Raw genomic sequence first — 25,504 nt, 5'->3', positions numbered from 1 at the left:
TTAGTTTTGTCGCTTTGGAACATCGGAGCGACGATGCAAAATATCTCCTTTGAAAATTTTTTAACTTTGTCAACAAACTGAGGGATAGTACATACTATCCCCTTGAATACTCAAAAACTTCAGTATATTCACTCATAAAAATGTCAATAGGTAAAACCCAATATCCGTCATTATAGTCAATATCAATACCTGTAATTTTATAATATCCTCTCCAAGGAATCAATGAACAATACCAAACTTTTGAGTTGCTTTTATGAGCACTCCAATAATATCTCTCTCCTATATGTTTTGCAAGTTCATCGACAACTGCAATTCTTTGTTGTAAAGTCGTATTAGGCACATAAAGTCCCCATGCTTCTCCAAAGTTTTCATGATAAAATCGAATAGACTCGTATATTACTCCTTTATTTGGTTCTGCAGTGAGTAAGCATTCATCATCAACGCTCCCATGATATCTTCCGCTATCGAATATAGCAGCATGTCTAATAGCACCTTGTATGTGAAATCCCGGGCTTGTGGCTAAAACAATATCGCCTATAGTAAAATTTTCAAAAGAGATATTGTTGCGATAGACTTCTTTTTTTCTTTTGGAAGAAATGTTTATCCCAAATACTTCTTCATAATATACGTTTTTTAACAGTTCATAAAGGCTGATTTTATATCTTTTCTCTTCAAACTTTTCCTCATAGGGTTTTGATATCATTATGTGGTCTCCAATTTTCAAAAATCTATTATAAAAAGTTTTTTTGGGTATTGTGTTTTTCCTTTTAATTGCCTCTTTTTGATAGAATTCTATAATGTCAATTCCTTTATATTTTTTTGTTCTATTTTCCTCCCACATATATGCATCATCTCCATGATACATATATGTGGTTAATCCCTTTTATTTGTGCATGTCTTACTTTAATGATTTGTTATATCAAAAATCATTTTCACTGCATACAACAAAGTGACAGAAATCAATATAGGCCTTATAAGCCGAGCTCCATTTTTTATAGCCAGCTTTGTCCCCAATCTTGCCCCCAGTATCATTGCTAACGCCATGGGAATTGCAATAGAATACAATATCTTACCATGTAACGCAAACATAATTAGTGAAGTTATATTGCTTACAAAATTCAGTATTTTCCCATTTCCTGCACTTATTTTAAAATCATAATTCAAAAGTGTTAAGAATAAAAAAATGTAAAATGAACCTGTTCCCGGTCCAAAAAAGCCATCATAAAAGCCAAGAATTATAGAAATTATAAGGCCTATTGCAATAGTCTTTTTATTAACGCCTTCAAATTTGTTTTCATTGCCTATATTTTTAACAAATAAGGTGTATATTGCAACAAAAATCATTAAAATAATTATAATTATCCTTAATTGTGAGCTGTCTAACAAAAGTACAGTTTTGACTCCAAGAATTGCACCTAATAAAGTCCCAAATACCAAGTATTTTAACAAATCTCCATCATACACTCTATACTTTATAAAAGTTAAAGAACTAGTAAAAGAAGCACAAGAAGCAGCAAATTTGTTAGTTCCAAGTGCAAAAGCTGGAGGTACTCCAAGTACTAAAAGACCTGGAAGACTTATTATACCGCCTCCACCTGCTATAGAATCAATAAATGCAGCTGCAAATCCAATACCACAAAGTGCTACAATATATTCAATCGACAACGTTACCACCTCGACGCTAAAATAAAAATACCCCTCCATTTCATAATATCATCACTTTTATGTTTTGTCACTTATCCTTTGCTGGAACTTGGGTAGAAATTTTTTAACAATTGCTGTATTTATGCCCGATAATTTGAAATAATTTTTTATGAGTCCTTCACAACTTGGCAGGCCTCATAAATTAAAGCTAAGTATAAGTTTTTGCTATATTTAATAAAAACTCTTTTATTTCTTCATACTTTTCCATTTTAAACACTGCTTCTCTCAGTCTTGCACTTCCATGTAATCCCTTTAAATACCAAGCAATGTGTTTTCTCATTTCTAAAATACCTGTTCGTTCTCCTTTATATTCTATCATCATTTCCAAATGCCTGATAATCACTTCTATTTTTTCTTGTATTGTCGGCTCAGGAAGTAATTCTCCGGTATTTAAAAAATGTACAGTTCTTTTAAATATCCAGGGATTACCCTGCGCACCACGTCCTATTAAAATTGCATCGCATCCCGTTTCCTCCAACATTCTTTTTGCATCTTCTGGTGTAAATATATCACCATTGCCTATAACAGGTATTTTTACACTTTCTTTGACTTTTTTTATTATACTCCAGTCAGCTTTTCCAGAATAAAATTGTTCTCTCGTCCTTCCATGTACTGCTACTGCTTTAACGCCAACCTTTTCAGCAATTTGCGCTATTTCCACAGCATTTACATGGTTGTCATCCCACCCTTTTCTTATTTTAACTGTCACAGGCTTATTTGATGCTTTAACAACAGATTCCATCACTTTCTCTGCTAATTCTGGTTTTAGCATGAGTGCCGCTCCATCACCATTTTTAACTATTTTAGGTGTAGGGCATCCCATGTTTATATCGAGAATTAAAGCTTTACTGTCATTTAGCCTTTTTGCTATTTCTCCCATAATGTCTGGGTCAGAGCCGAATATTTGTAAAGCTACACTTTCTCCTTCATCGATGTCTGTCAAAAGCTTTGTATTTTCACTGCCATAATAAAGACCTTTGGCACTCACCATTTCTGTATATGCAAGACCACAACCCATCTCTTGACAAATTAATCTAAAAGGCTTATCTGTAACCCCTGCCATAGGAGATAAAAAAACATTATTTTTAAGAATTATATTACCTATTTTCAAAATTACTTCATCCTTTCGCTGTAAATTCCTCTATATAATCCACTTACCTATATATTTTATCACATTATCACATACTTTCTTCTCTTAACTGTCTTTGCAAAAAAGAAAAGCTGCGGTTTCCCACAGCTTTTCTTTCTTTACATTTTATTTCGTATATTTTGCGTATACATATCCAAATCCGCCCTTATACTGTATCTGATACCATCCATTATATTCTCCAACTACCTTTAGCAATGTTCCATATGGTACTGCTCCTATTTTCTTTGCATTTATAGAATTCTCCACTCTTACATTTAACCCGCTCTTAGCAGTGACTTTTACAGCTTTCAAAACAGTTACATTTGACGGATTGGGCGTTGCAGCAACGTATTTGCCGTAGATATATCCTGTTTTGCCATTGTAGTCAATCTTATACCAGCCGTTGACTTCTTCAAGCAATGTCACAACTTTTCCGGCAGGAAGTACTCCTATAATTTTGCTTGAAGTGCTTGCGCCTGTCCTCACCTTAAGCGCTGATGCAGTTACAATGCCATAGTTGTATACAGGTTGTGGTGCAGGTTGTGGTGCTGGTGCTTCAATTTCTTCTTCTACAGGTGTTGTTGAGATATACCAGTAATTTTCAACAGTTGGTGTAATTGTACCATGCTCTTGAATATATCTGATCATCAAATTCCTTACCTGTCCGTCATCGCCATAAGCTTTTGCGGAATCAAATACGATTTCTGGATTTGTTATTCCAGCAGCTTGCATGAATCCGCCGCCACCATTGAATCTATAGTTGTTTATTGCTACTGTGAATACATCATCGTCTTTGACAAGTTTGCCATTTACTTTGAGGTTCTTAATTCTGTGCCCTGCTGGTTCTGTTAAATCTATTACATAGCTTGCGCCGTATAGTTGGTCAAGATTATAATCTGGTATATTTAAAGTAGGATCTTTTGTTATAGGTTCATCTGGAGAAGAAACTTGTTTGTAATATCTTGCTGACCATTCCATCCAGTCTTTTAATTGTTTGCCTGTCATCTTTATTCCATACAAGTAGTTTTCATATACATATACACCCATAATGTCTTGAATTGTTATATCGCCTTTCAATATCTTTGCTGAACTGCTAAGTGGTGCAGCAATTGATAGATCAGTTTTTGCATAATATTTTTGAACTTTGTTGATAAGGTCCATTATAGCTGTCTCTTTTACTGTCTGTTCAGTACCTAAGAAGTCACCTGCTGCAACACCGATTTTTGTTCCTATATATTTAAGTGTTGCATCTTGATATGGTTGTGCAAGGTTTAAAATATCTGGGTCTGCTTGTACAGAATCATCCATTTTTATAGTTGCACTCCATTTGCTATCTATTACCCATTTTCCATCAGCATTTTTGCTTATATTAAAGTTTATCTGTGATACATATTCGCCCCATCTTCCAGGTTGTGTTACTATAACTGTTTGCCCTGCAGAATTCGTATAGGTACGTTGTGGTATATTAGCATGTGTATGCCCTGCAACTATTGCATCAATGCCATTTACTTGCGTTGCTACAGCAATTACCTGATTTTCTGGAATAATATCTGTTGGTTTTTCTTCACCAGAATGCATTGTAACGACTACTATATCTGCTCCTGCTTCTCTTAACTTAGGTACCCATTTATTGGCTTCTTCTACCAAGTCATTGAAGTGAAGCCCTGCATAGTGGTCTTTATCTTCCCATGATGGTATAGTTTTGGTCGTAAGGCCTAATATACCAACTTTTACAGGCCCTTGCGGTGTATCAAATGTCTTAATATAGTAAGGGTCAACAAAGTTTGTTCCGTCATCTTTATAAATATTTGCTGAAAGCACATGTATGCCTTCACTTCTCATGTCTTTTATAACTCTGTTTAAAACGTCAAGCCCATAATTGTATTCATGGTTGCCCAACGTCCAAGTATCATATTTCATTGCACCCATTACTTTTGCTAATGGATACTCTGTTTCAGTATCTATTTTGTTATAGTAGTAAGAAAGAGGTGTTCCTTGAATAGTATCTCCATTATCTACTAATACCACATAAGGATATTGAGCTCTTACTTGTTTTACATAGGTAGCTACTTTTGCAAGACCTCTATTCGCAGGTTTTGCAGTGTTGTAGTCCCATGGGAATATATTGCCATGTATATCTGACGTAGCAAGTACTGTTATTGTCGCATCACTCATTTTAGCCGGTGCAATTCTATTATCTATTTTTGAAGTAATTGTCTTTTGGGCTTTAACTGCATCTATAAATGCATCTCTTACAAGCTTATATGTGTCAATATAAGTTTTTGCAACATCATGGTCTGTAAATCCTGTAAAGCCATCTCCGCCAGTGCCCATAAAGTTGTTTGTCGCAACAAGATAAGTTTTATCCATAAGTATTGGCGTTCCGTCGGACTTTCTCATGTCAAATACTCTTTGCATTGAAGGCTTAGATGGATCATACTTGAAAGTAAGTCCCGCAACCTGTATACCCTTGCCACCATCTTGTACAGCCTGCTCAAGGATAGTTTTTACTTGCGCCCCTGTCATTTTCATTGTAACTATTGTGTTGTCAAAAGGCATCAATTGATACATCATTCCAACAGTTATATCGCCTTTTGGAATATCAATCCTTAATCCACCATTATTGGCAAATCCAAAATCTGCTCCTACTGCATCCTTTGTAACTTGTGCTGCCCAATTGCCTAAGAGAGAGTCTCCATAAGGTTGCGCACTTTGAGTCCTTGTCAAGTCAATTGCAGCTTGACCTATCACTTCGTTAAATATTGGTCCTACATCTTGAACAGCTTTATCGACAATGGCTTGTACTTCAGGATCCACTACAGGATTTTGTGTAGAATACAAACCTGCAATGTCAATATATTGCATATCATCTGTTGTAACTGTGCCATCATCATTTAATGTAATCTTTAAATTGATAAATCCTTTGCCATAGTTTGCAGCAACCCCAACAGGTATTCCATTTACTCTGGTAGTAACAATTGTATGTGTATGTCCACCGAATATAGCATCTACACCTTTAACTTGTTTTGCAAAGTCTATAAGATTACCTGTAGCATTACCTGACTTATCTTGATATGCGCCCATATGTGCCAGTACAACAACAATTTGCACACCTTGTTGTCTTAACTGCTTAGCTAAATCATTCACAATTGATACAGGATCTTTAAATTCAACATTTTGTATATATGCAGGCATTATTATATTTGGGAATTCTTTATTGTCTACGATGCCAATTATGCCGATTTTAACCCCATCTTTTTCAATCATTACATAGGGTTTTACATAATTCACCAGTTGCCCCGTTGTTTTATCATACACATTTGCTGCAAGAACAGGAATTGTAGAATTTTTCAATGTAGCATTTTGCGTATCAATTACCGAATCAATTCCCCAATCATATTCATGGTTTCCAAGAGTCATTGCATCAAAACCAATATTTTTCATCATTTCAATGACTGGTTGTCCTTTTAAGACGTTGGAAAGCGGCGTTCCTTGGAACATATCTCCGCCAGATAAAATTACAGTTCTGTCAGGATTTTGAGCTTTTATGTCTTTAATTTGTTTTGCCAAAACACCTGCTATTTGCTGCTTATAAGTTGTCCCATCACTTAATTTACCATCATTTTGTAAATAACCGTGAAAATCGGTGACTACTATAAAGTCAAATGTTTTTGACGTTGCAGCAAAGGCTATCTGCGGTATTGCAGAAAAAAACATGCTTAATACCATTATTGCTGCAACAAGTATAGCCAGTATCCCTGACCTTGACCTAAACATTTACATCCTCCCTTTCACTAAATCCTTGGAACAACTAAATAAATATATCTCCTATTGACCACCTCCATATAATACAAAAATGAGGAAAAATTTCTGACATTTTAAGCATATCAGATGAATGTTAAGTTGAAGTTAAACTATTATTAATTTTGTGTAAATTACATCATACATCAGATGTCAGACAAGTCTTAATATAATTATATGAAATACTTTTTTGACCTTCAACAGCGATTTAGAACAATGTCACATATTTATTTCCAATTTTACTCCCCTTTGCTTTTTCTTTTATACGTTTACTTAGTATTGTAAACATTTTTAAATTTATTATAATAATCTTCCATTAAAAAAAAGATGATATAGAATTCAATCTATATCATCTTTTTCTAAAAGTTTCTTTCAATTCTTTATACTTCTTTACAATTTCCTGCAATAAACCACTATTTTCTTCTAAACCTGTAACTTTGCTTATTGTTTTTTCTAAACCGAAATTTTTAATGTCATTTTGGATTTCACAAGCTTTAGGGTCTTCCTTATAATCAAACAAAAGCCCTGCAGCTATACCGTATAGTATAAATTGGGGCATAACTCCAATTTCGTAGCAAAACTTAGCAGGCATTATTAACCGGTCATTTCCCGCTAATTTCCTTGTAGGCTCTCTCCCTACTCTTACAACTTCGTCTTTTAAATAGGAGTTTTTAAACCTTTTTATTACCTTACTTGCGTATTGGCTTAAAACATCTTTTTTTATATTGTGCTTTTTAGAAAGCGCAAGAGAAGCTTCTTCTTGCATTCCAGACACTATATTTCTTATAAAATCATCTTCAATCGCTTCATGTATATATTTATACCCTTTTAAATATCCTAAATATGCAGTGGTAGCATGGGCTCCATTTAATAAAAATAATTTTCTCTCTATATAAGGTTCAAGGTCATCGACAAGTTCCGCCCCTTTGATATTTAAATCCCCAATAATTGCTTTTTTCTCAATATCCCATTCATAAAAGTCCTCTACAGCTACATCTATTGGTAGCTCCTTTTTTATTTCTACATTTGGCACTATTCTGTCAACTGCTGTATTAGGAAAACCAATTTTTTGATTTACGTAATCAACAAAATCTTTATCCCCTTTTTCCAATATACTATTTTTTAGTATATTTGTTGCAAACAGTGCATTTTCGCATGCCATTATATTCAAAGGTTTATCAATGTTAGCTTTTCTTATCTTTAAATAATTTCTTAATTTTTCCCCTATGCTCTTAAGATTATTAGCTCCTACTGAAGTCGTAATTATATCTGCATCTACAATAGCCTTGGATAGATTTTCTTCATCTTCGATATGAATAGCTTTGATGTTTTTTACTTCTTCCTTTTCCACATTATCTTTTAAAATAATCACATTATATCTTTTATAATTATTTATGCTTTCTACTAATTCTTTTGATATATCAACAAAAGTTATTTCATATCCAGACTTATACAACAAATATCCTATAAATCCTCTGCCTATATTCCCTGCTCCAAAATGAACCGCTTTTAACATATTATTCATCACCTTTTTGAAGTATTTCTATTATTTCTTGTTTTGTCCTTGCCTTTTTCAATTTCTCGACATTTTCTTCATACTGGCAGGTAAGAGCTATTTTTGATAATATCTCTAAATGTTCATCTCCCTTGCCTGCAATTCCTATGACAATATAGGCAATATTTCCATCTCCAAAATCTACTCCTTTAGGATATTGCGCTATAACTATTCCAGATTTTTTTATATATTTTACATACTCAGAAACACCGTGAGGAATAGCAATACCATTACCTATATAAGTTGTTACATCTTCTTCTCTTTTTTTCATACCTTCTATATATTCTTTTTCAACATAGCCATTTTTAAAAAGCAAATTTCCTACTCTTTCAATAGCTTGTACTTTAGACTCCGATGGTACATTTAATACGATATTATTTTCGTTTAGTATTTCTTTATTCATCCTCCAAAGCCTCCTGTGTATCATTTAGTATTTTAACTAAGCTATTTCTAATATCTTTGATATCACCAAACCTTAATATTTCATTAAAGGCTTTATCCTCAATTAATGAAATACTTATTTTACCTAACATCTCTAATATCTCACTGCTTTCTGTTTTCCTTGCCAGCATCACAAGAAAAGTATCCACTTCTTCATAAGAAAAACCAGCACTTTTCATCTTTAATGGAGTTTTTAGTTTATAGACGCCGACAAAAGGCATTACCATTTTGTCACTTCTTGTATGAATTAAAGCAATGTGGGTGTTTGGTATGACAACATTGCCCATGGCTTCCCTTTTAAAGATTAGCTCTTCTATTTCTTTTGCATCTTCAGTAAGCATTAAATCATATAAATCTTTTGCAATGAATTTTATTAAATCTGCAATAGTTTTTGCTTCCACGTATTTTAATTGCAAATTCCGAAGTATTTCATCTGCTATTTCAAAGTTTTGTCTCTTTTTCACCATCGGCAAATTCCCTGGCAATTCTTTTTCTTTCTTGACTGCATATTTCTCTATAAACTCTTCGACCTTTTTAATATCTTCTTCTGTCAAAAAAGGCGATACCACAATTACATTATCTTTTAAATCTTCAAGCTTTACTGTAGAAATTATTAGGTCATAGTCATCACTCTTTTTCTTATACTCCCATATTGACCCTATGTCAATAGCATCAATTTCTCTAAAAAGAGTTTTTAATTTAGCTGATAATATTCTCGCAGTTCCCATTCCATTCGGACATATAACAAAAACTCTCAGTTTTTTTGATAAAGCTTGCTGTCTTTCAATTGCAGCTCCAATATGCATTGTAATATAACCAATCTCTTCTTCAGGTATCATGAGATTATATTTAGAAAAAATTAACTTGCAAGCTCTATTTACCGCTTTAAACAAATCACCATAGTAATTTTTAATTTCTTCTACTAATGGATTGGTAGTCTGAAGTCCCATTGTCAATCTATAAAGGGCAGGTTCAAAATGCTGTGACAGCCCTACAATAAGTTGTTCGTCGCAATTTATCTTTATGTTTAAAAGCCGAGAAACTTCTTCCACAACCTCTTTTGATAAATCTTGTAAAGAAATGCCAAGTTCTTCAAATCTATTTTGTTTATAAACGTATTTTTTGGGACTTAAATGAATAGCCAAATATGCCAATTCAGCATCTGGCAAATATATTTCATTTTCTTTCAATATTTTTTCTACATCTTTCATGAAAATAAATTCATTAGAAAGTAAAATGTCCTTTACAAATTCATCGTTAAGTTGTATTGGCTTGTCTATTTTTGTTCTGTAAATAGAAACAAGTAAATGTATAAACATTCCAAAGTAATTTAAGTCAGATAAGTGATCATGTATAACATTTTTAATTTGTTGTACAATTCTTTTCACTAATTGAACTAACTCATTGTCAAAAACTGTGCTAAAAAATGTGTATACATATTTGTCTTTTTCATCATTATAGACAAAAGCTAAAAGTTTTTCTATGGGTTTATAGTTATAAAACAGCTCCACAATTGCATTTCTTTTATCTAATTCACTTCCTTCTACTTTAATCCCGTAACCTCTTCTTCTGATAAGAGATAAATTTCTCATTTTCAACCATTCTTCTATTTTGTCTAGATAGAGACTTATAGTTCCTTCTACAACATTAAATTGATAACTAAAATAAGCAGCTTTTATAGGTTCCTCTGAAAGCAACAATTGTATTGTCATCAATATTTGTCTTTGCTCTGGAGTTAAGAGCCATTGGAGAGGAATAGCACCTAAAGAAGCATGGATTTTATCAAACGCTTCTTCCTCTCCTTTTAAAATGATTTGTCCATTGTCCTCTACAATAACAGCGTTATATTTTTTTAAATTATGGTTTATAGAGGCTATTTCTCTCATAATAGTTCTTCCACTTACATCCATAAGCTTGGAAAGGTCCTCTATATTAGAAGGACCTTTCTCTAATAAAGTTTTTAATATAAATTTTTGTCTTACAGTTAGATCTTCCATACTCTTCACCATAAATTTTATTTTATTTTTTAAGGTTCTTTACAAATTCATCATAGATTGTATTGTCTAAAAAGTTTTTGACCGTTACAATTTTAGCATTTGGCACAACTTGAGAAGCCCTTTCCGCAAGATTCTCTTGGGTAAATACAACGTCCGCTTCTTTTGGTATTTGATTTACAGCTGAATGCTTAACAGCAATATCAAGTCCTGCTTCCTTTAATTTCTTCTTTAAAATAGTTTCTCCCATTGCTGACGAACCCATACCAGCATCGCAAGCAAAAACAATCATTTTAGGCATGCCATCTATTTTTTGTACATTTGGCTTTACTTCTTCAACTTTTTGTCCTTTGCTTTGCGCTTTGAGTCCGCTGACTACTGAACGTGCAAATGTCATACTTTCGGCAGACATGCTCTCTTCACTAGCTCTCTTAACAATCACTGATGCTATAAGGAAAGATACAACTGCTCCAACTGTAATACCTGCAAGTACAGGCAACAAACCGCCTTTTGGTGCCATAGCTATCTCTGCAAATATACTACCAGGTGAAGGTGTAGCTACCAAGCCCGCTTTTGTCAAAACAAATGTCGCATCTGCAGCCATTCCACCGCCTATAACTGCCAAAAGTAGTAATGGATTCATCAAAACGTAGGGGAAATATATTTCATGTATTCCGCCAAAGAAGTGTATTATGATAGCACCTGGAGCTGATTGTTTTGCATCGCCTTTTCCAAAAAGCCAGTATGCCAGTAAAACTCCCAATCCCGGACCTGGATTTGTTTCCAATAAGAAGAATATTGACTTTCCAAACTCTTTAACTTCTGCTACTCCAAGAGGAGCCAGTATACCGTGGTTAATAGCATTATTTAAAAATAAAATTTTACCCGGTTCTATAAAAATCGCTATTAAAGGTAATAAGCCTTTGTTTGTCACCCATTGAGCTGCTGCACCCAATCCTACTGAAATTCCATTTACCACTGGTTCAATGAAAAGAAATGCTAAAATTGCTAATAAACCACCTAAAATACCTGCTGAGAAATTGTTGACAAGCATTTCAAAACCTGCTGGGATTTTTCCCTCTACAAGCTCGTCAAATTTTTTAATGACATAACCTCCTAAAGGACCCATCAGCATGGCACCGAGAAACATCGGTATAGATGAACCGATTATGATACCAGCTGTTGCAATGGCTCCTACTACTCCACCTCTTACATCGTATACAAGTTTACCACCAGTATAGCCAATTAAAATTGGCAAAAGATACGTTATCATAGGTCCAACAAGTTTAGCCAAATGTTCATTTGGAATCCACCCTGTTGGAATAAAGAAAGCAGTAATAAGTCCCCATGCTATGAAAGCACCAATATTAGGTATTACCATGCCAGCCAAGAAGCCACCAAGCCTTTGCAACTTCGCTTTTACACTTCCGCCACCAGTTATAAGAACATTGGTGTTTTGCATAAGTTTTACCTCCTTTTCGCATTTAATCTTCTATAATTATTGTAAACCCCTATATGCATTTATGCAATTCAAAGAAAATCAGTTTTGTCATTCGTTTTCTTTGACAAAATTGAAGATAAAAAAATAACCGGTAAAAAACCGGTTAAACTAGTTTATTTATAATACTGCGGCAAATAATCTTTATTCTGTTCAATTATATCATCAAGTATTTTTTTGGCAATCGTCGCAGAAGGTACAAGCGGATGTACTGATAATGCTTGTAAAGCCGTATAATAGTCGCCTTTCACCCCTGCTTCTATAGTAAGTTCTTCATAAGCTTTCACTGCTTGCATTAAACCTCCTATTTTTGTCGAAACGTGTCCAATATTTATCGGATGTGCACCATTTCTATCTATTATTGCATTTGTTTCTATTACTACATCGTCTGGTAAATCTGCAATTGTACCATTGTTTCTAACATTGACCACATGTATGTCTTTTTTGTCATTATATATTGAACATATCAATGAACAGGCAGCATCAAAATAGTGAGGTAGTTCATTATACCTCTTGATAAAAACCTCAATAAGTTCGGGGGGATATAACTAGAACCCCCTCCAATTACAGCAATTTTTAAATCTTTTTTAAACTTCAAAAGCTGCTCCACTCGTTTGGTAAATAACTTTATATAGCTCAATCATCTCTGTTATTAACTCTTTAGCAAGAATTGCATTCATAAGATGGTCTTCCGCATGGACTAAAAGAAGTGTCACTTCTTGTTTTTCACCTTGAGCTTCTTTGTGTATCATATCCGTCTGAACGTGATGAGCCTCTAAAAGCTCTTCACTCGCTTTATTTAAACACCTTTCGGCCTCCTCAAAATTACCCTTTCTTGCATGCTTCAATGCCTCAAAACAATTGCTTCGTGCATTTCCTGCATGGGATATAATAGCAAATACAATTTGTTCAAGGTCCATTTTTTACCTCCCATTTTTTATTTGTTTTTTAATGTTTCTATTGCTAAATCTAAAGTCTTCGCCCCATCAATAATTCCATATATATTCGGAGGAATTACTCTGTAAACTTTGTTTTTCTCTTTTGTAAGCTCTGCCACATATTTTTCTTTATACCTAATCTGAGGTCCTAGTAATACAACATCATAATCATCTATTACTTTTTCTAAATTATCTGCTGCTTCTGCACAAATGTATAAGTCTTTCATCCCTCTTTTTTCGCCCTCTTTTTTCATCTTTTCAACTAATAAACTTGTAGACATTCCTGCACCACAAATCAATAGAATCCTCATTGTACCTAACCTCCTACTGGTTGTCCCTCAGCTTTTTATTACATAAGGATAAGTTCTACTATTTGCTTTATCCGTGATAAAACATTTCAGGTAGATAACCCTTTGCCGTCCTCATTTCATGCTCCTTCTACTTGATATTCGGCAGAGGCTGCACTTCACGAAAAATCGTTGAAAATTAGAATCTTCATAAATTATCAAAATTTCAGTTCCTTAATAAGAATTTTTAAAAATACTTATTTTAATAAATGTTTATTCATTTATATAACAAGTCACTGCAGTCCAACCTCGTTAGGATGGACTGCATTAAGTTTATTTATAGCCTTTTGGAATTTATCCACCCAATAAAATCAGAATTTATTTTAGTTATTTTTTCAAACTTATTGGTAGTAGAATTATTATCGTCACTTTGTTTTAAGTTCTTTTATTGATGAATATTGTTTTGTATTTATTCCACCATAATTTAACAAAATTAGTTTGATCATAACCTCTCACCATTTGTAGCTATAACATCTTTATACCAATAAAAACTTTTCTTTTTAATTCTTCTTAAGTCTTTTAAATCAAATTCATCTCTGTTGACATATATAAAACCATAACGCTTGCTAAATCCTTGATGTGTACTGACAAGGTCAATTGCTGACCAAGGGCAATATCCTATTAAATTCACTCCATCAGAAATAGCCAACCGTGCTTGTTCTATATGCTTACGTAAGAATTCAATACGATAATCGTCGTTAATAATATCACCTTCTTCTAGCTTGTCATAAGCACCTAGACCATTTTCAGTTACTAATAATGGCAAATTATATCGGTCATTTAATTCGCGTAATGTAATGCGAAAACCTATCGGATCGATTTCCCAACCAAATTGTGTTTTTCCTAAGTATGGATTTGCAACTCCACGGTAAAAGCCGGGTTCTCCAATAGTAATTTGCTGGTCTCCAATTGAATTTTCAACAGAATCATTACTGCTATTTTGCGCTACTGTCACCGTTGAGTAATAATTAAAGGCAATAAAATCTGGTTTTGCAGATTCTAATATTTCCATATCACCTTCTTGAATAGTTGGTGTACATCCTTCTTCCTCCATATAGCTCCATGCAACACTATTATAACGCCCAAATACTGGCATGTCCAAATATAACCAATTTCGAATTGATGAAAAATTTTGTGCTGCTAAGATATCTTCTGGTTTGGAAGAGGCTGGATAAACATAAGCAATATTCGGCGCTGGCCCAATTTTCGCATTTGGACACATTTCGTGACATAAATTTATTGCTTTTGCCTGAGCCAAAAACATATGATGATTTTGTTGGTACAATTCTTTTTTCGGATTTTCTATATTAGGATTTACAATGCCGATAACTGATCCATATAAAATCATCATATTCTGTTCATTAATAGTTAACCAGTACTTTACTCGATCTCCAAAGTATTTAAATAATGTTCTAGCATAATTTTCAAATGCATCGATAGTTTCTCTATTCGACCATCCTCCCTTTTGTTGCAAAGCATAAGGTAAATCAAAATGATACATGGTAACGATAGGTTCAATATTATAGGACAGCAATTCATTTATAAGATTATTATAAAAATCAATGCCTTTTTGATTGATCTCCCCTGTTCCATTTGGATAAATGCGCGTCCAAGCGATAGAAAATCGATAGGCTTTTAATCCCATTTCTGCGAATAATGCAATATCTTCTTTGTAACGATGGTAATGATCACTTGCTACTTTGAAATCCGATGTCCCTTCTGGATATTTTGCCACATCAATAACCGATAGTCCTTTTCCGTCTTCATTCCATGCCCCCTCTACCTGATATGCCGAAGTGGAAGCTCCCCATAAAAAGTCTTTTGGAAATGGTTTTATGTTTTGATGCACCATTTTAAGAAAACCTCCTATCTCGATATTTTAAAACTAGCTTTAAAAAGCTCTTTTTTTATGAACTTTAAAAAAGTAGAAGCAGTTATGGCTACAGATATTTAGACAGTTCAAAACATTGTTCCCACACCTGCAAACACTGGAAATAATACAAAGGGTCGCTTGAGGATATTCTTAATATCTATCTGTCTTGTTTTGACGAATGTCATATAAGATGAAAACAGAAGATCCATGAATCACGCTATGCGAAAGGTTTAGCTAAATTTCATAATATTTTTTTAACGTATGTGCAATTCCATCTTCATTGTTTGACAACGTAACTTCATCTGCAATCGCTTTTAGTTCTTCACATGCATTTCCCATAGCAACCCCCAATCCGGCAAATTCTATCATCGGAATATCATTTTGTGCATCACCAAATGCCATAACTTCCTCTGGTTTGATATTCAAAATGTTACAGATAATCCGTAAGGAACTCGCCTTACTTACTCCCTTCATCGTTGCCTCCAAATAAAATGGCGCTGATAGAGTAAATGACAGTTCATTTTCAAATGGTGCCATAATTTTTTTAGATGCTGATAGCAAAACCTCATTTGGTGCTGCAATTAAGATTTTTATTGGGCAGAAATTAATATCATCGGCAAGATTATTTACTATTTTTATTTTTAAATTATTATTCTGGCTTTCATACCTAATCTGATATGCATCTTCGTCCGTTGTATAAATGTACTTACCATCATCCATAATCGGAGTTACTGGAAATGTCTCCAAATGTTTTAATAGTCTAGTTGCTGTTTCCCTCCGTATACTTTTTTGATAGATTACTTTTTGCGTCGTAGCATCAATAACTTTACCACCATTGTAAGATAATAATAAACCATGATATTTTTCAAGTTCCAATTCTTCACTTTCTCCTAATAAACCTGGAGAAGGGCGGCCAGAAGCCAGTACCACAATTACACCCTGTCTTTGAACTGCAATTAATGCATCTTTTGTTTTTGGTGTGATTATTTTTTCGTCATTAATAAGAGTTCCGTCTACATCCAAAACTATCATCTTGTAGCGCATATTTATCCCGCCCTCCTAATAGATTAAAAACTTAATTGCAATATTAATCAATCATTCAGCTTTTTCAATTAATCTAAATCTTCCCCATTTGTTTCAATCACCTTTTTGTACCAATAGAAACTATCTTTCTTGCTTCTTTCTAACGTCCCATTTCCCAAATCATCACGATCAACATAAACCAATCCATACCGTTTCTTCATTTCTCCAGTTGAAGCAGAAACCAAATCAATACATCCCCACACCAGATATCCCATCAAATCAACACCATCAATATTTATTGCATCTCTCATTGATTTAATATTTTTGCGCAAATAATCAATACGGTAAGTATCATGTATGCTTCCATCTTTCTCTTTTTTATCATCCCATCCAATGCCATTTTCTACAATCCATAAAGGTTTATGGTAACGATCATATAAAGTATTTAATGCAATTCTTAAACATGCTGGATCAATAGCCCATCCCCATGCATTTGTCTCTAAATATGGGTTTTTTACTCCCATCATAAAATTACCGCCGCTTTTGTCAACTTCTTCATGTGTGGTAACTGTAGTTGAACCATAACAAGAAAAAGCTAAAAAATCGCCTGTATACTTTTCAATAAGCTCAAAATCTTCAGGTTCTGTATCCAGTACAATACCTTCTCTTTCATACTTTTTTAACCGATAAGCTGGATAACGTCCGCCTATCTGTACATCTGAATAGAATAATATTGTCTGCATCATTTCCATAACCTTTAATTGATCATTAGGATCACATGTATAGGCATAAATTGGCTGATACGCCAGCATGTGTCCTACTTTTATATTCTCATTAATTTCATGTGCTGCTTTCACAGCCTTTGCACCAGCAACAAATTGATTGTGAGCTGCTTGTGCTTTGTTTTGAGGTGATGGATCAGACAATCCACCCGCAACAAAAGGAGCGAACTCCATAACATTAATTTCGTTAAAGGTTAGCCAGTACTTTACTTTTCCTTCATAATGTTTAAAAACTGTCTTTGCATAGTTTTCAAAGAAGTCTATACATTTTCTGTTGGACCAGCCTCCATATTTAATTGTTAATTGAAGAGGTGTTTCACCATGTGATAATGTTACCAGTGGTTCAATACCATATTTTTTACATTCATCAAAAACTGCGTCATAAAATTTTAAACCCTCTTTATTAGGCTCTGGATCATCACCATTTGGGAAAATACGCGCCCAATTCATACTTAAACGAAAAGCCTTAAAGCCCATTTCACCCATATATGCAATATCTTCTTTATAACGATGGTAAAAATCACTTGCAACATGGCTTGGATAGTATTCACCATCAATAACTGCAGGAATACAATCTTTAGGAAATCGTACATCTCCGAGAGCAACCACTGAACCCGTTTCACCAGTTTTTACATTTTTATAAGTCACTCGACGAGGAACCGTAATAGAACCTGCTGTCATGACGTCTGCCGTGTTAACCCCTTTTCCTCCTTCATTCCATCCACCTTCATATTGATTGGCAGCAGTTGCGCCACCCCATAAAAAATCTTTAGGAAAACCTTTCATTATAACCAACCTCCTATCATTTATTCTAAAGCACCAGCAGAGTTGGTGCTTTTCTATTTTAAATCATATCTTCCTATTCATATTTTGCTTCTTCTAAAGCAGCAGCTTTTTCTTTAGCCACTAATTGCCTTTCATAAATCTTAAAGAATGGATACCAAACAATTGCTGAAGGAATCAACATTAGATAATCCCAAATTGCATTTTGCCATCTTAATGTTGATAAATATGAACCAAACCCCATTGGAAGTAAAGCTAGTATAGGTATCCATGCAGGTTGTAAGAAGCCAAATTTATACCCCAGATATGTGAAAAACATAACAACAGGAATATTTAATACATAAGGAATGGCAAGAATAGGATTGTACATTATTGGCATACCAAATGTAACAGGTTCGTTAATATTACACCATCCAGGAACAAGGGCAATTTTTGAAACTGCCCTGATTTGTTCTGATTTAGAGCGTAACCCCATTAACACAAGGGGTAAAGTATTGCCTGTTCCACCAGCAATTGCAATTGCACCAAATAACATAGCTGGATGGAATACTAATGGTTCGCCGGCTTGATGTAATGCAGCATTTGAAGCTATCGCCTGAATAAATAATGGAAAAATAATCGAACCCACAATCATAGTGCCATGAATTCCAAAGACCCATAATAATGCTGCAAAAATTCCAAGAATAAACATACCCGGAACAGAAACCAAAACATTTAAAGGAATCCCTAATACTCTCATAAATCCAGAAGGTACATTATAAGCTCCTCCAGTAGCTACTGAAACAATCGTAGAAACTGTCAAGAAAAAAATGATACTAAATAATAATGGTAAAATCGATGCAAAACCATCTTGTAAGAAAGGTGGGACAACATCTGGCATTTTAATACGAATATTTTTATCAGCACAATATTTTTCAATATGCACAACTATAAACACAACAGCAAAACCAATAAACATACCTTGTGCACCAAGATAAGTCATGTCAATACCTGTAATTCCTTCTTTTGTTGTAATTAAAGTTCCAGAAACCAATAGAAAGCTTACCAATGCATCAACAGCACTCATTATAGGAGATTTCATTTTTAAATTTTTAGCATAATTATATGCAAGTATTGCAACAGTCCACAATGATAAAGAATTCATTGTGAATTGATAAGGTAGATAGAGAATTGAATAAATTTTACTCTTTGTGCTAAAAAGATTTAACATGTTTTCACTGCCTACCGAAGAAAGAATTAGGAATATAGCACCAACCATGATAATTCCCACTAGCGACATCATGGTGCCTTGTAAAGCAGATAAAAACTTATTTTGTCCTAACTTTTGGCCAAAGTCCTGAAGTTTAACCATAAATTTGTTTTCTAATAAATGTTCCATTATACCACTCCTTTTCATATAGTTTATTTTTGCTTTTGCAAAACCCTATAATAATTTAAACACGAGTTTTGCTTTATTTTTAAAGGATTACCTCCCCTTTTGACAATTAATATATAATATGTTATATTAACACATAGGAGACATAGGAGGTATCCTTATAAACAAGATTCTAATAACTATTTATTAGCAAAGTCTTTTTATTTAGTTCTCACCATTTTTCTTTTTTTATGAAAATTTAATTTTTGTGGGTTGTCTTTTTCTGTTTCAAATTTAATTTATTTTTTTGAATATAAGTCTTTAGCTATTTTCATAATATTAGGACAGTTTCCAACAGCATAATCAGCTGGTGGAATTGCAGCACATGGCAAACCTGTATTTTCTTTTATTTCTTGCAAACGATATGATACTTGAGGACCAACTAGAATTATATCATAATTTTGATATACATCTTGATACTCGCCTAATCCTACTGCTTTAATATCAAGCTCCTCACCAACCTGCTTCCAATAGCTTTCCATCTTCTTCATTAAAATGCTTGTCGACATCCCTCCAGCACATACAAGTAAAATTTTCATACCCTTCTCCTCCTTTTTATTATTTTACTAGCTTATAATGCTTTTTACAGATACTAAACATTAATGAATAATATTTTTATCAAATATGATCCCGTATTTAATTTTTATTTTGTTTTTCATAACCATATAGTTTCTTATATAGAAGTATTATTTCTTTAATAAGTTCGTATGCAAGCATACTTGTCATAAAATGATCTTGCGCATGTACAAGCAATACATTAATTTCTTGCTTCTCACCGTTAGCCTCTTTAAATAGTAACTCAGTTTGAGCTTTGTGAGCTACATGCGCTACTTCCTCTGATTTAGATAATAATTCTTCCGCTTTTTCAAAATTACCCTCTTTAGCTTCCTCTAATGCTTTAAATGCAAAAGAACGTGCATCTCCTGAGTTTGCAATGATTGTCATCGATACTAAACTGATTTCGTCATCCATATATTACCCCTCGCTTTCTTAGAAAAGTGATGTTTCTTAAGCCAAAATCACTATTACAAATCTTTCAATAATGATTTCTTTGCCTTCTATTTACGCAAAAATCATGCCAAATAGTAATTACCTCTGCAAAATCCCAGCTTTTCCGCCTTCATTGACATGGTCTATCAAATCCGTCTCAATGTGTATCGTTTAAAAACGTATTCAATACACATATGTGTATTAAAGTGAATAGATTATTTTCATCATACTTACACATTCTTCGTCTGAAATCTTTACATTACATCCTTCTTCGATAACTTTTATAGCTTTTTTTATAATATCAAACTCCTTTGGGTAATTCTTAATGTATTCTTGTGTATCCTTTATGTGTATTAACTGTTTTCCTTGTAATATACGCTCAATTACACAAGCAAGATGAAGTATTAATCCTATTGTAATATCTTCATTTAAATTTTCCCCATCTCTTATTAAAGCTGCGTAAAATCTTTTAAAAGAAGATATATACTTTTCTGAATCTATCTTTATATTTTCTCTTATAACCTCCTTCATGTTATCAATTATCTCGATTTGTGAAAGAGCCTCAATTTTATTTTTCAATACAGATAATTTATCATTATCAAACACATCTGATGTAGAAATATACAATATAGAATCATCCTGTGGATTTATAGCACTTACAACAGCTAAAATATTTTTTTCTTCTTTGATGTTGAGTAGTTTTCTTCTAAATTCTCTGGTGCTTTCAATTTCAATTGGAATAATATCTATATCTTGCTCTTTTAAGTCAAGGTTTTTTTCAAGTATTGATTTAAGTTTAACCGCTGTACCTTCGCCGGTTATACAAGCAGTTATGATAACATTCTTTTTAAGAGAATCTTCAAATTTAACACTGTCTTTGTAGATTCTGCCTACATAAGGACTGAAATTGACAACTGCATCATACACTTCATCTAAAGAAGCGTTAAGGATTGCCTTTCTTGCCGCCTCTAAAACCATAGGAGTGGAAACCATTTCAATTGTTTTGACGGGTATTCCTGTCCTTTCGTATATCATGTCACCAAATAATACTAGTGAACCCATGTCAACAAGAAGTAATACGCCTCTTCCTTTGTCAGCTCTTTTTACAATATTAGTTAAATTATTTAACGCAACTTCTGGTTTTTGATCAAGTGGCATATTGTACCCAATTACATAATTGTCACCTAAAAGCCTATTGGAAACCTCCGCTATTGAAGTAGCAGCGGCTTCTCCATGCATTGCAACAATAATGCCTACCCTTTCGTCTTTTTCCTTTGTTTCTTCGTCAAGGCATAAAAACATCGTAACAAAGCCCACTTCATCATCAGGTACTTTTATGTTAAACTCTTTTTGGACCCTTTCTCTCAAAGCATTTGCCACTTCAAATTCTTTCTCATATACCTTCTTTATATTTTCCAGCTGATGATTTACAATGTCTTTGCCGCTTAGTATTCTCTCAACAGAACTGGCTACATGCATAGAAAGGCCGTATAAAGTTTTTTCACTAAAGGACCTTTTTAACTTTTTGCTGGCATAATTCAAAAAATCGTTTACTATATCGACAATCTTTTTATCCACTACTTTATACAATTCCTCCAAATTATTTTTATCCAGATTTAAGAGATACTTTTTCAAATATGTCTCTATATCAATACTCATGATGAGTCTTATATCACTTTCGTTAAGTCCTTTTTTCTCCAAAGCTTTTCTTTTTTCTTCTAATGCCTCATAAAAATTGAATATCTGATTATTCTGTTGGATAACAGGAGTAGCATTATCAATTGAAAACTTTATTATATCTCCCGTAATAAATCTATCAATTTCATCTTTCGATTCCTTATACCTAAACAATCCTCTTCTGACATACTCAGGTAAGTCCTCAGTATGCACGCATACTCCTTTATCTCTTTTCATCATGTATCCAAGATAAGCTTTTGCAATTGAAAGTTTTATATCACTTTTCAGCTGACCTATATTATTAGGACATTCATAAAGCAAAAGAGCTTTTAGAGCATTTGAAGTGATCATAATATCAGTGTTAATAATAGCTGCTTCTTCTCTAAAGAAATTTTTAATAAGTTCAAATCTTTCTTCATATGTTCTTTCCGCTAAAGCCGGCAATTTAATCACCATTGGTATCCGCCTTATAAAAGTCCTAAGAAGAGTAGACTCAATGTTCTCTGTTGTAGCACATATTATTAAAACATTCGCTTTATGTTGTGTTTCAGATTCTCCAAGCCGTCTATAAAGTCCTTTATCAATCAGATAAAAAAGCATCTCCTGTCCTTCTGGTGGAAGCCTATGGACTTCATCAAGGAAAAGTATGCCACCATCTGCTTTTTCAACAAGGCCCATTCTATCCTTATCGGCACCAGTATACGCTCCTTTTTTCACGCCAAACAGTTGTGACATTAAAAGTTGCGGATTATTAGCATAATCAGCACAGTTAAAAGTCACAAAAGGAGCGTTTCTTTTTATTCTCCCAATTTCTTTTGCGAAACTATACATGACCTCTGCAAACATGGATTTGCCTGTACCCGTCTCCCCAAGCAAAAGTGTATGAAGCCCATTAGGTGGGTAAATTATAGCAGCTTTTGCTTGCTGTACGGCATTTTTAAGGCTTAAATTAGCTCCTATTATGCTGTCAAATACATCTTTCACTACCATATCACTTTCATCAGAAACCATATCAAGTTCTTTAACCTTATACAAAACTGGTTTACCTTCAATTTTTATGACTTTTCCTTCTCTAAAAAGGGTATTTAAATCGCTGGAAGCATTTGTTCTTTGTATATTAAGAGCATGTGCAATTTCCATAGCTGAGACTCCAATTATTTCTCCTCTTTCAGCAAATTGCTTGCTACATAATTCTTTTACACAATTATAAACTTTATCAATTCTTTTCACATCACTCGCCCCCTTTACGATACATTTTATCATAAAAGACAAAAAAATAATACACTTTAAAACACTTAATTTTTATCTTTACTTAGAGTATCTACCTAAATTTAAACCACCTTAAAAAAAGATGAATAAAATAAAAGCGCCCCAATGAGCGCTTTCAATCCGCAACATTTCCATAACCTTCGTAAAAACTCTCCCTATAACTTTATATTACACTTTACATCATTTTTACATAAATATGCCCTAAAATATCTCCTGCAAGGTCTATTTTGTCAGCACAGTTGCTTAAATGCCTGAAAATCTCTCGCATTTTTAAAATATATTTTATGTCATCCTCTTCGAATAATTTCGCTAAATTTTTTCTGTATAAATTTTCTACTTCGTTCTCATATTTTTTTGCCTTTAATGCCTGTTCCATACCTTCTTTTTTATCTTTTTCAAGATTGCATACAGATTTGTGTATAGATTCTGTGCTTAATTTTATAACTGTAACAATTTCTAACAGTCCCGGTGTTGGATTAAGTTTGTATATCTCCATCTCTTTTACAGTTGTGTTCGAATAATCCAAGATGTCGTCAATCGCCTTTGACAAATTAAAAATATCTTCCCTATCAAAAGGAGTGATAAAAGTCCTGTCAAGCTCGTCTACTAATATTTCTCTTTTTCTGTCTGCAATTTTTTCTAATCTATTTACCTCATGTCCATCTTCTATATTCCCTGTCATCATGTATTTTTCAAGAGCACAAACTCCTTGTAATGTGAGTCTTGATTGCTCTTCCAGCAATTTATAAAAATCTGTTTCTTTGGAAAATAACCATTTAAATACATTCACTCTTTACACCTCCCTCATAAAAGCTTAGTCAAAGCGTAAATCAAATAAGAGATCATAAAAGATACAGGAATTGTTATAAACCACGCCATAATCATTCCCCTAGCAAACTGCCACCTAACAGCAGTAGGTCTTTCTTTTGCCCCAATACCTAAAATTGAAGAATTAATTAACTGTGTACCGCTGATTGGTGCACCAATGATTGCTGCTATACTTACAACTAAAATGGAGGAAAGCTGTGCATTAAAAGAATGAAAAGGCCTTACTCTGTATATTCTTGTTCCTACGCTTTTGATCATCCTAAATCCCCCTAATACAAGTCCTAAAGAAATCATTAGAGCTACCATGTATTTTATGTTAAAAGGTACTTTAAAATTATGAGTTTGTCCCTTTATCATCATTAAAATAACCATTAAACCCATCCCTTTTTGGGCATCATTTGACCCCTGTCCTGCATTGAGAAAAAAGAGAGTAAAATATTGCAGTTTTTTAAGTACGTTATTCGCTGCCGGCGTTTGATTTTTCAATATTTCTGATAAAAAAAACGTTACTAAATATCCCGTAACAAATCCTATTATAGGAGACAGAAACAACGGAAGAATAGCTCTAAATAGTATACCTTGTACATTTATTGAGTTAAAACCGTATTCTAAGACAAAAGGTCCTAACATTCCGCCAATTAACGCATGAGAAGAACTAGAAGGTATTCCAAAATACCAGGTAATAAAGTTCCATATCATGGCACCAATTAAACCACATAATATCAACAAACTGATATTGTAACCGTTTCTAAATAAATATTCATATTTTACAATATCCTTTGCCATTGTTTTACTGACATTAGTACTTATTATTGCTGTACCCAAAAATTGCGCAACAGCTGCGAGAATAAAAGCTTTTTTTACATCTATAGACCTTGAATATATAATCGTAGCAATAAGATTTCCTTCGTCGTGAAAACCAGTTACAAATATATAAAAAAATATTACTATAATTGCAATAGAGTAAAAATCCATGACATCACCTCAAACAAAAAAGCCATATTTAACTTTTATTTTATGCACAAATACTTAACACAATTATACAAGTTATCTACATATACTTCAAATTTTTAAAAAATAAAAGCATATTTTAAAATTTCCGCACTTAAGAACATGCTCTTTCTACAATACATATAAATATTTTTTATGAACAAAATAAATATGACAAACTTTAAAATTAGGAGTGAGATTTATGGCAAAGGAAAATGATAAATACACAAAACCTCCAAAGCCGGATGACCGCTCAGACAATGTAGAGAAATTACAACAAATGATACACGATACTATAGAAAATTATAGAGAAGCAGAAGATTACCTAAAATTACACGCAGAAGAACTTTCTCCTGAAGAAATAGAAAGGATTAAGCAGAAAAACAAAAATAGGCTGACAAGTATACAGAACATGAGAGAAGAAATAATAGATGAAGTACATGACAACGACAAAAAGCAAGTATAAAG

At 33.4% G+C, this 25,504-nt stretch carries 20 protein-coding genes and 1 pseudogene; 1 reads left to right on the top strand and 20 read right to left on the bottom strand.

Annotation, left to right across the window (positions count from 1 at the left end):
* Positions 1–94: 94 nt before the first annotated feature.
* The 20 genes and pseudogenes from I4N53_RS11425 to I4N53_RS11330 form a co-directional block, all read right to left on the bottom strand.
* Positions 95–865 (bottom strand): hypothetical protein, encoded by a 771-nt coding sequence (locus I4N53_RS11425; RefSeq protein WP_214496305.1) that lies wholly within the window; start codon positions 863–865, stop codon positions 95–97.
* Between the two features lie 38 nt (positions 866–903).
* Positions 904–1,665, bottom strand: coding sequence for a TSUP family transporter (locus I4N53_RS11420; RefSeq protein ID WP_214496304.1), 762 nt, complete (start codon positions 1,663–1,665; stop codon positions 904–906).
* A gap of 187 nt (positions 1,666–1,852) precedes the next feature.
* Positions 1,853–2,815, bottom strand: a complete 963-nt coding sequence (gene dusB / locus I4N53_RS11415) for a tRNA dihydrouridine synthase DusB (protein ID WP_214496303.1) — start codon at positions 2,813–2,815, stop codon at positions 1,853–1,855.
* Between the two features lie 144 nt (positions 2,816–2,959).
* Positions 2,960–6,610 carry a 5'-nucleotidase C-terminal domain-containing protein gene (locus I4N53_RS11410; RefSeq protein ID WP_214496302.1) on the bottom strand — a complete coding sequence of 1,217 codons (3,651 nt, stop codon included), beginning with the start codon at positions 6,608–6,610 and terminating at the stop codon, positions 2,960–2,962.
* Positions 6,611–6,983: 373 nt separating this feature from the next.
* Positions 6,984–8,150, bottom strand: coding sequence for a mannitol-1-phosphate 5-dehydrogenase (locus tag I4N53_RS11405; protein ID WP_214496301.1), 1,167 nt, complete (start codon positions 8,148–8,150; stop codon positions 6,984–6,986).
* Position 8,151: 1 nt separating this feature from the next.
* Positions 8,152–8,592, bottom strand: coding sequence for a PTS sugar transporter subunit IIA (locus tag I4N53_RS11400; protein ID WP_214496300.1), 441 nt, complete (start codon positions 8,590–8,592; stop codon positions 8,152–8,154).
* Positions 8,585–10,639, bottom strand: a complete 2,055-nt coding sequence (locus I4N53_RS11395; RefSeq protein ID WP_214496299.1) for a BglG family transcription antiterminator — start codon at positions 10,637–10,639, stop codon at positions 8,585–8,587. Before I4N53_RS11395 ends, I4N53_RS11400 begins: the two co-directional genes overlap by 8 nt.
* 10 nt (positions 10,640–10,649) lie before the next feature.
* Entirely contained in the window at positions 10,650–12,086 is a 1,437-nt protein-coding gene (locus I4N53_RS11390) for a PTS mannitol transporter subunit IICB (RefSeq protein WP_214496298.1), read from the bottom strand.
* A gap of 152 nt (positions 12,087–12,238) precedes the next feature.
* A pseudogene (locus I4N53_RS11385) lies at positions 12,239–12,616 on the bottom strand (6-phospho-beta-glucosidase); the annotation flags it as partial.
* A gap of 93 nt (positions 12,617–12,709) precedes the next feature.
* A complete protein-coding gene (locus I4N53_RS11380; RefSeq protein ID WP_214496297.1) occupies positions 12,710–13,042 on the bottom strand; it encodes a PTS lactose/cellobiose transporter subunit IIA in 333 nt (110 codons plus the stop codon).
* 17 nt (positions 13,043–13,059) lie between these two features.
* On the bottom strand, positions 13,060–13,371 hold the full coding sequence (locus I4N53_RS11375; RefSeq protein ID WP_214496296.1) for a PTS sugar transporter subunit IIB: 312 nt from the start codon (positions 13,369–13,371) through the stop codon (positions 13,060–13,062).
* Positions 13,372–13,849: 478 nt separating this feature from the next.
* Positions 13,850–15,259 carry a glycoside hydrolase family 1 protein gene (locus I4N53_RS11370; RefSeq protein WP_214496295.1) on the bottom strand — a complete coding sequence of 470 codons (1,410 nt, stop codon included), beginning with the start codon at positions 15,257–15,259 and terminating at the stop codon, positions 13,850–13,852.
* A gap of 255 nt (positions 15,260–15,514) precedes the next feature.
* Positions 15,515–16,324 carry a Cof-type HAD-IIB family hydrolase gene (locus tag I4N53_RS11365; protein ID WP_214496294.1) on the bottom strand — a complete coding sequence of 270 codons (810 nt, stop codon included), beginning with the start codon at positions 16,322–16,324 and terminating at the stop codon, positions 15,515–15,517.
* 68 nt (positions 16,325–16,392) lie between these two features.
* On the bottom strand, positions 16,393–17,871 hold the full coding sequence (locus I4N53_RS11360; protein WP_214496293.1) for a glycoside hydrolase family 1 protein: 1,479 nt from the start codon (positions 17,869–17,871) through the stop codon (positions 16,393–16,395).
* A 73-nt stretch (positions 17,872–17,944) separates the two neighbouring features.
* Positions 17,945–19,246 (bottom strand): PTS sugar transporter subunit IIC, encoded by a 1,302-nt coding sequence (locus tag I4N53_RS11355; protein ID WP_214496292.1) that lies wholly within the window; start codon positions 19,244–19,246, stop codon positions 17,945–17,947.
* A gap of 275 nt (positions 19,247–19,521) precedes the next feature.
* Positions 19,522–19,821, bottom strand: a complete 300-nt coding sequence (locus I4N53_RS11350; RefSeq protein WP_214496291.1) for a PTS sugar transporter subunit IIB — start codon at positions 19,819–19,821, stop codon at positions 19,522–19,524.
* 97 nt (positions 19,822–19,918) lie between these two features.
* Entirely contained in the window at positions 19,919–20,254 is a 336-nt protein-coding gene (locus I4N53_RS11345; RefSeq protein ID WP_214496290.1) for a PTS lactose/cellobiose transporter subunit IIA, read from the bottom strand.
* 219 nt (positions 20,255–20,473) lie between these two features.
* Positions 20,474–23,179, bottom strand: a complete 2,706-nt coding sequence (locus tag I4N53_RS11340; RefSeq protein ID WP_214496289.1) for a sigma 54-interacting transcriptional regulator — start codon at positions 23,177–23,179, stop codon at positions 20,474–20,476.
* A gap of 214 nt (positions 23,180–23,393) precedes the next feature.
* Entirely contained in the window at positions 23,394–24,008 is a 615-nt protein-coding gene (locus I4N53_RS11335; protein WP_214496288.1) for a DUF47 family protein, read from the bottom strand.
* 14 nt (positions 24,009–24,022) lie between these two features.
* The gene (locus I4N53_RS11330; RefSeq protein ID WP_214496287.1) at positions 24,023–25,021 is read right to left on the bottom strand and encodes an inorganic phosphate transporter; all 999 of its coding nucleotides are present in this window, start codon (positions 25,019–25,021) and stop codon (positions 24,023–24,025) included.
* A gap of 217 nt (positions 25,022–25,238) precedes the next feature.
* Between I4N53_RS11330 and tlp the strand changes: the two genes are divergently transcribed.
* Positions 25,239–25,502, top strand: a complete 264-nt coding sequence (tlp, locus tag I4N53_RS11325) for a small acid-soluble spore protein Tlp (protein ID WP_029688453.1) — start codon at positions 25,239–25,241, stop codon at positions 25,500–25,502.
* The last annotated feature ends 2 nt before the right edge of the window (positions 25,503–25,504 follow it).

Source organism: Thermoanaerobacter sp. CM-CNRG TB177 (assembly GCF_018588165.1).
GTDB lineage: Bacteria > Bacillota > Thermoanaerobacteria > Thermoanaerobacterales > Thermoanaerobacteraceae > Thermoanaerobacter > Thermoanaerobacter thermocopriae.
The sequence above is the reverse complement of the archived record's forward strand: the minus strand, read 5'-3'. Positions and strand labels throughout refer to the sequence as shown.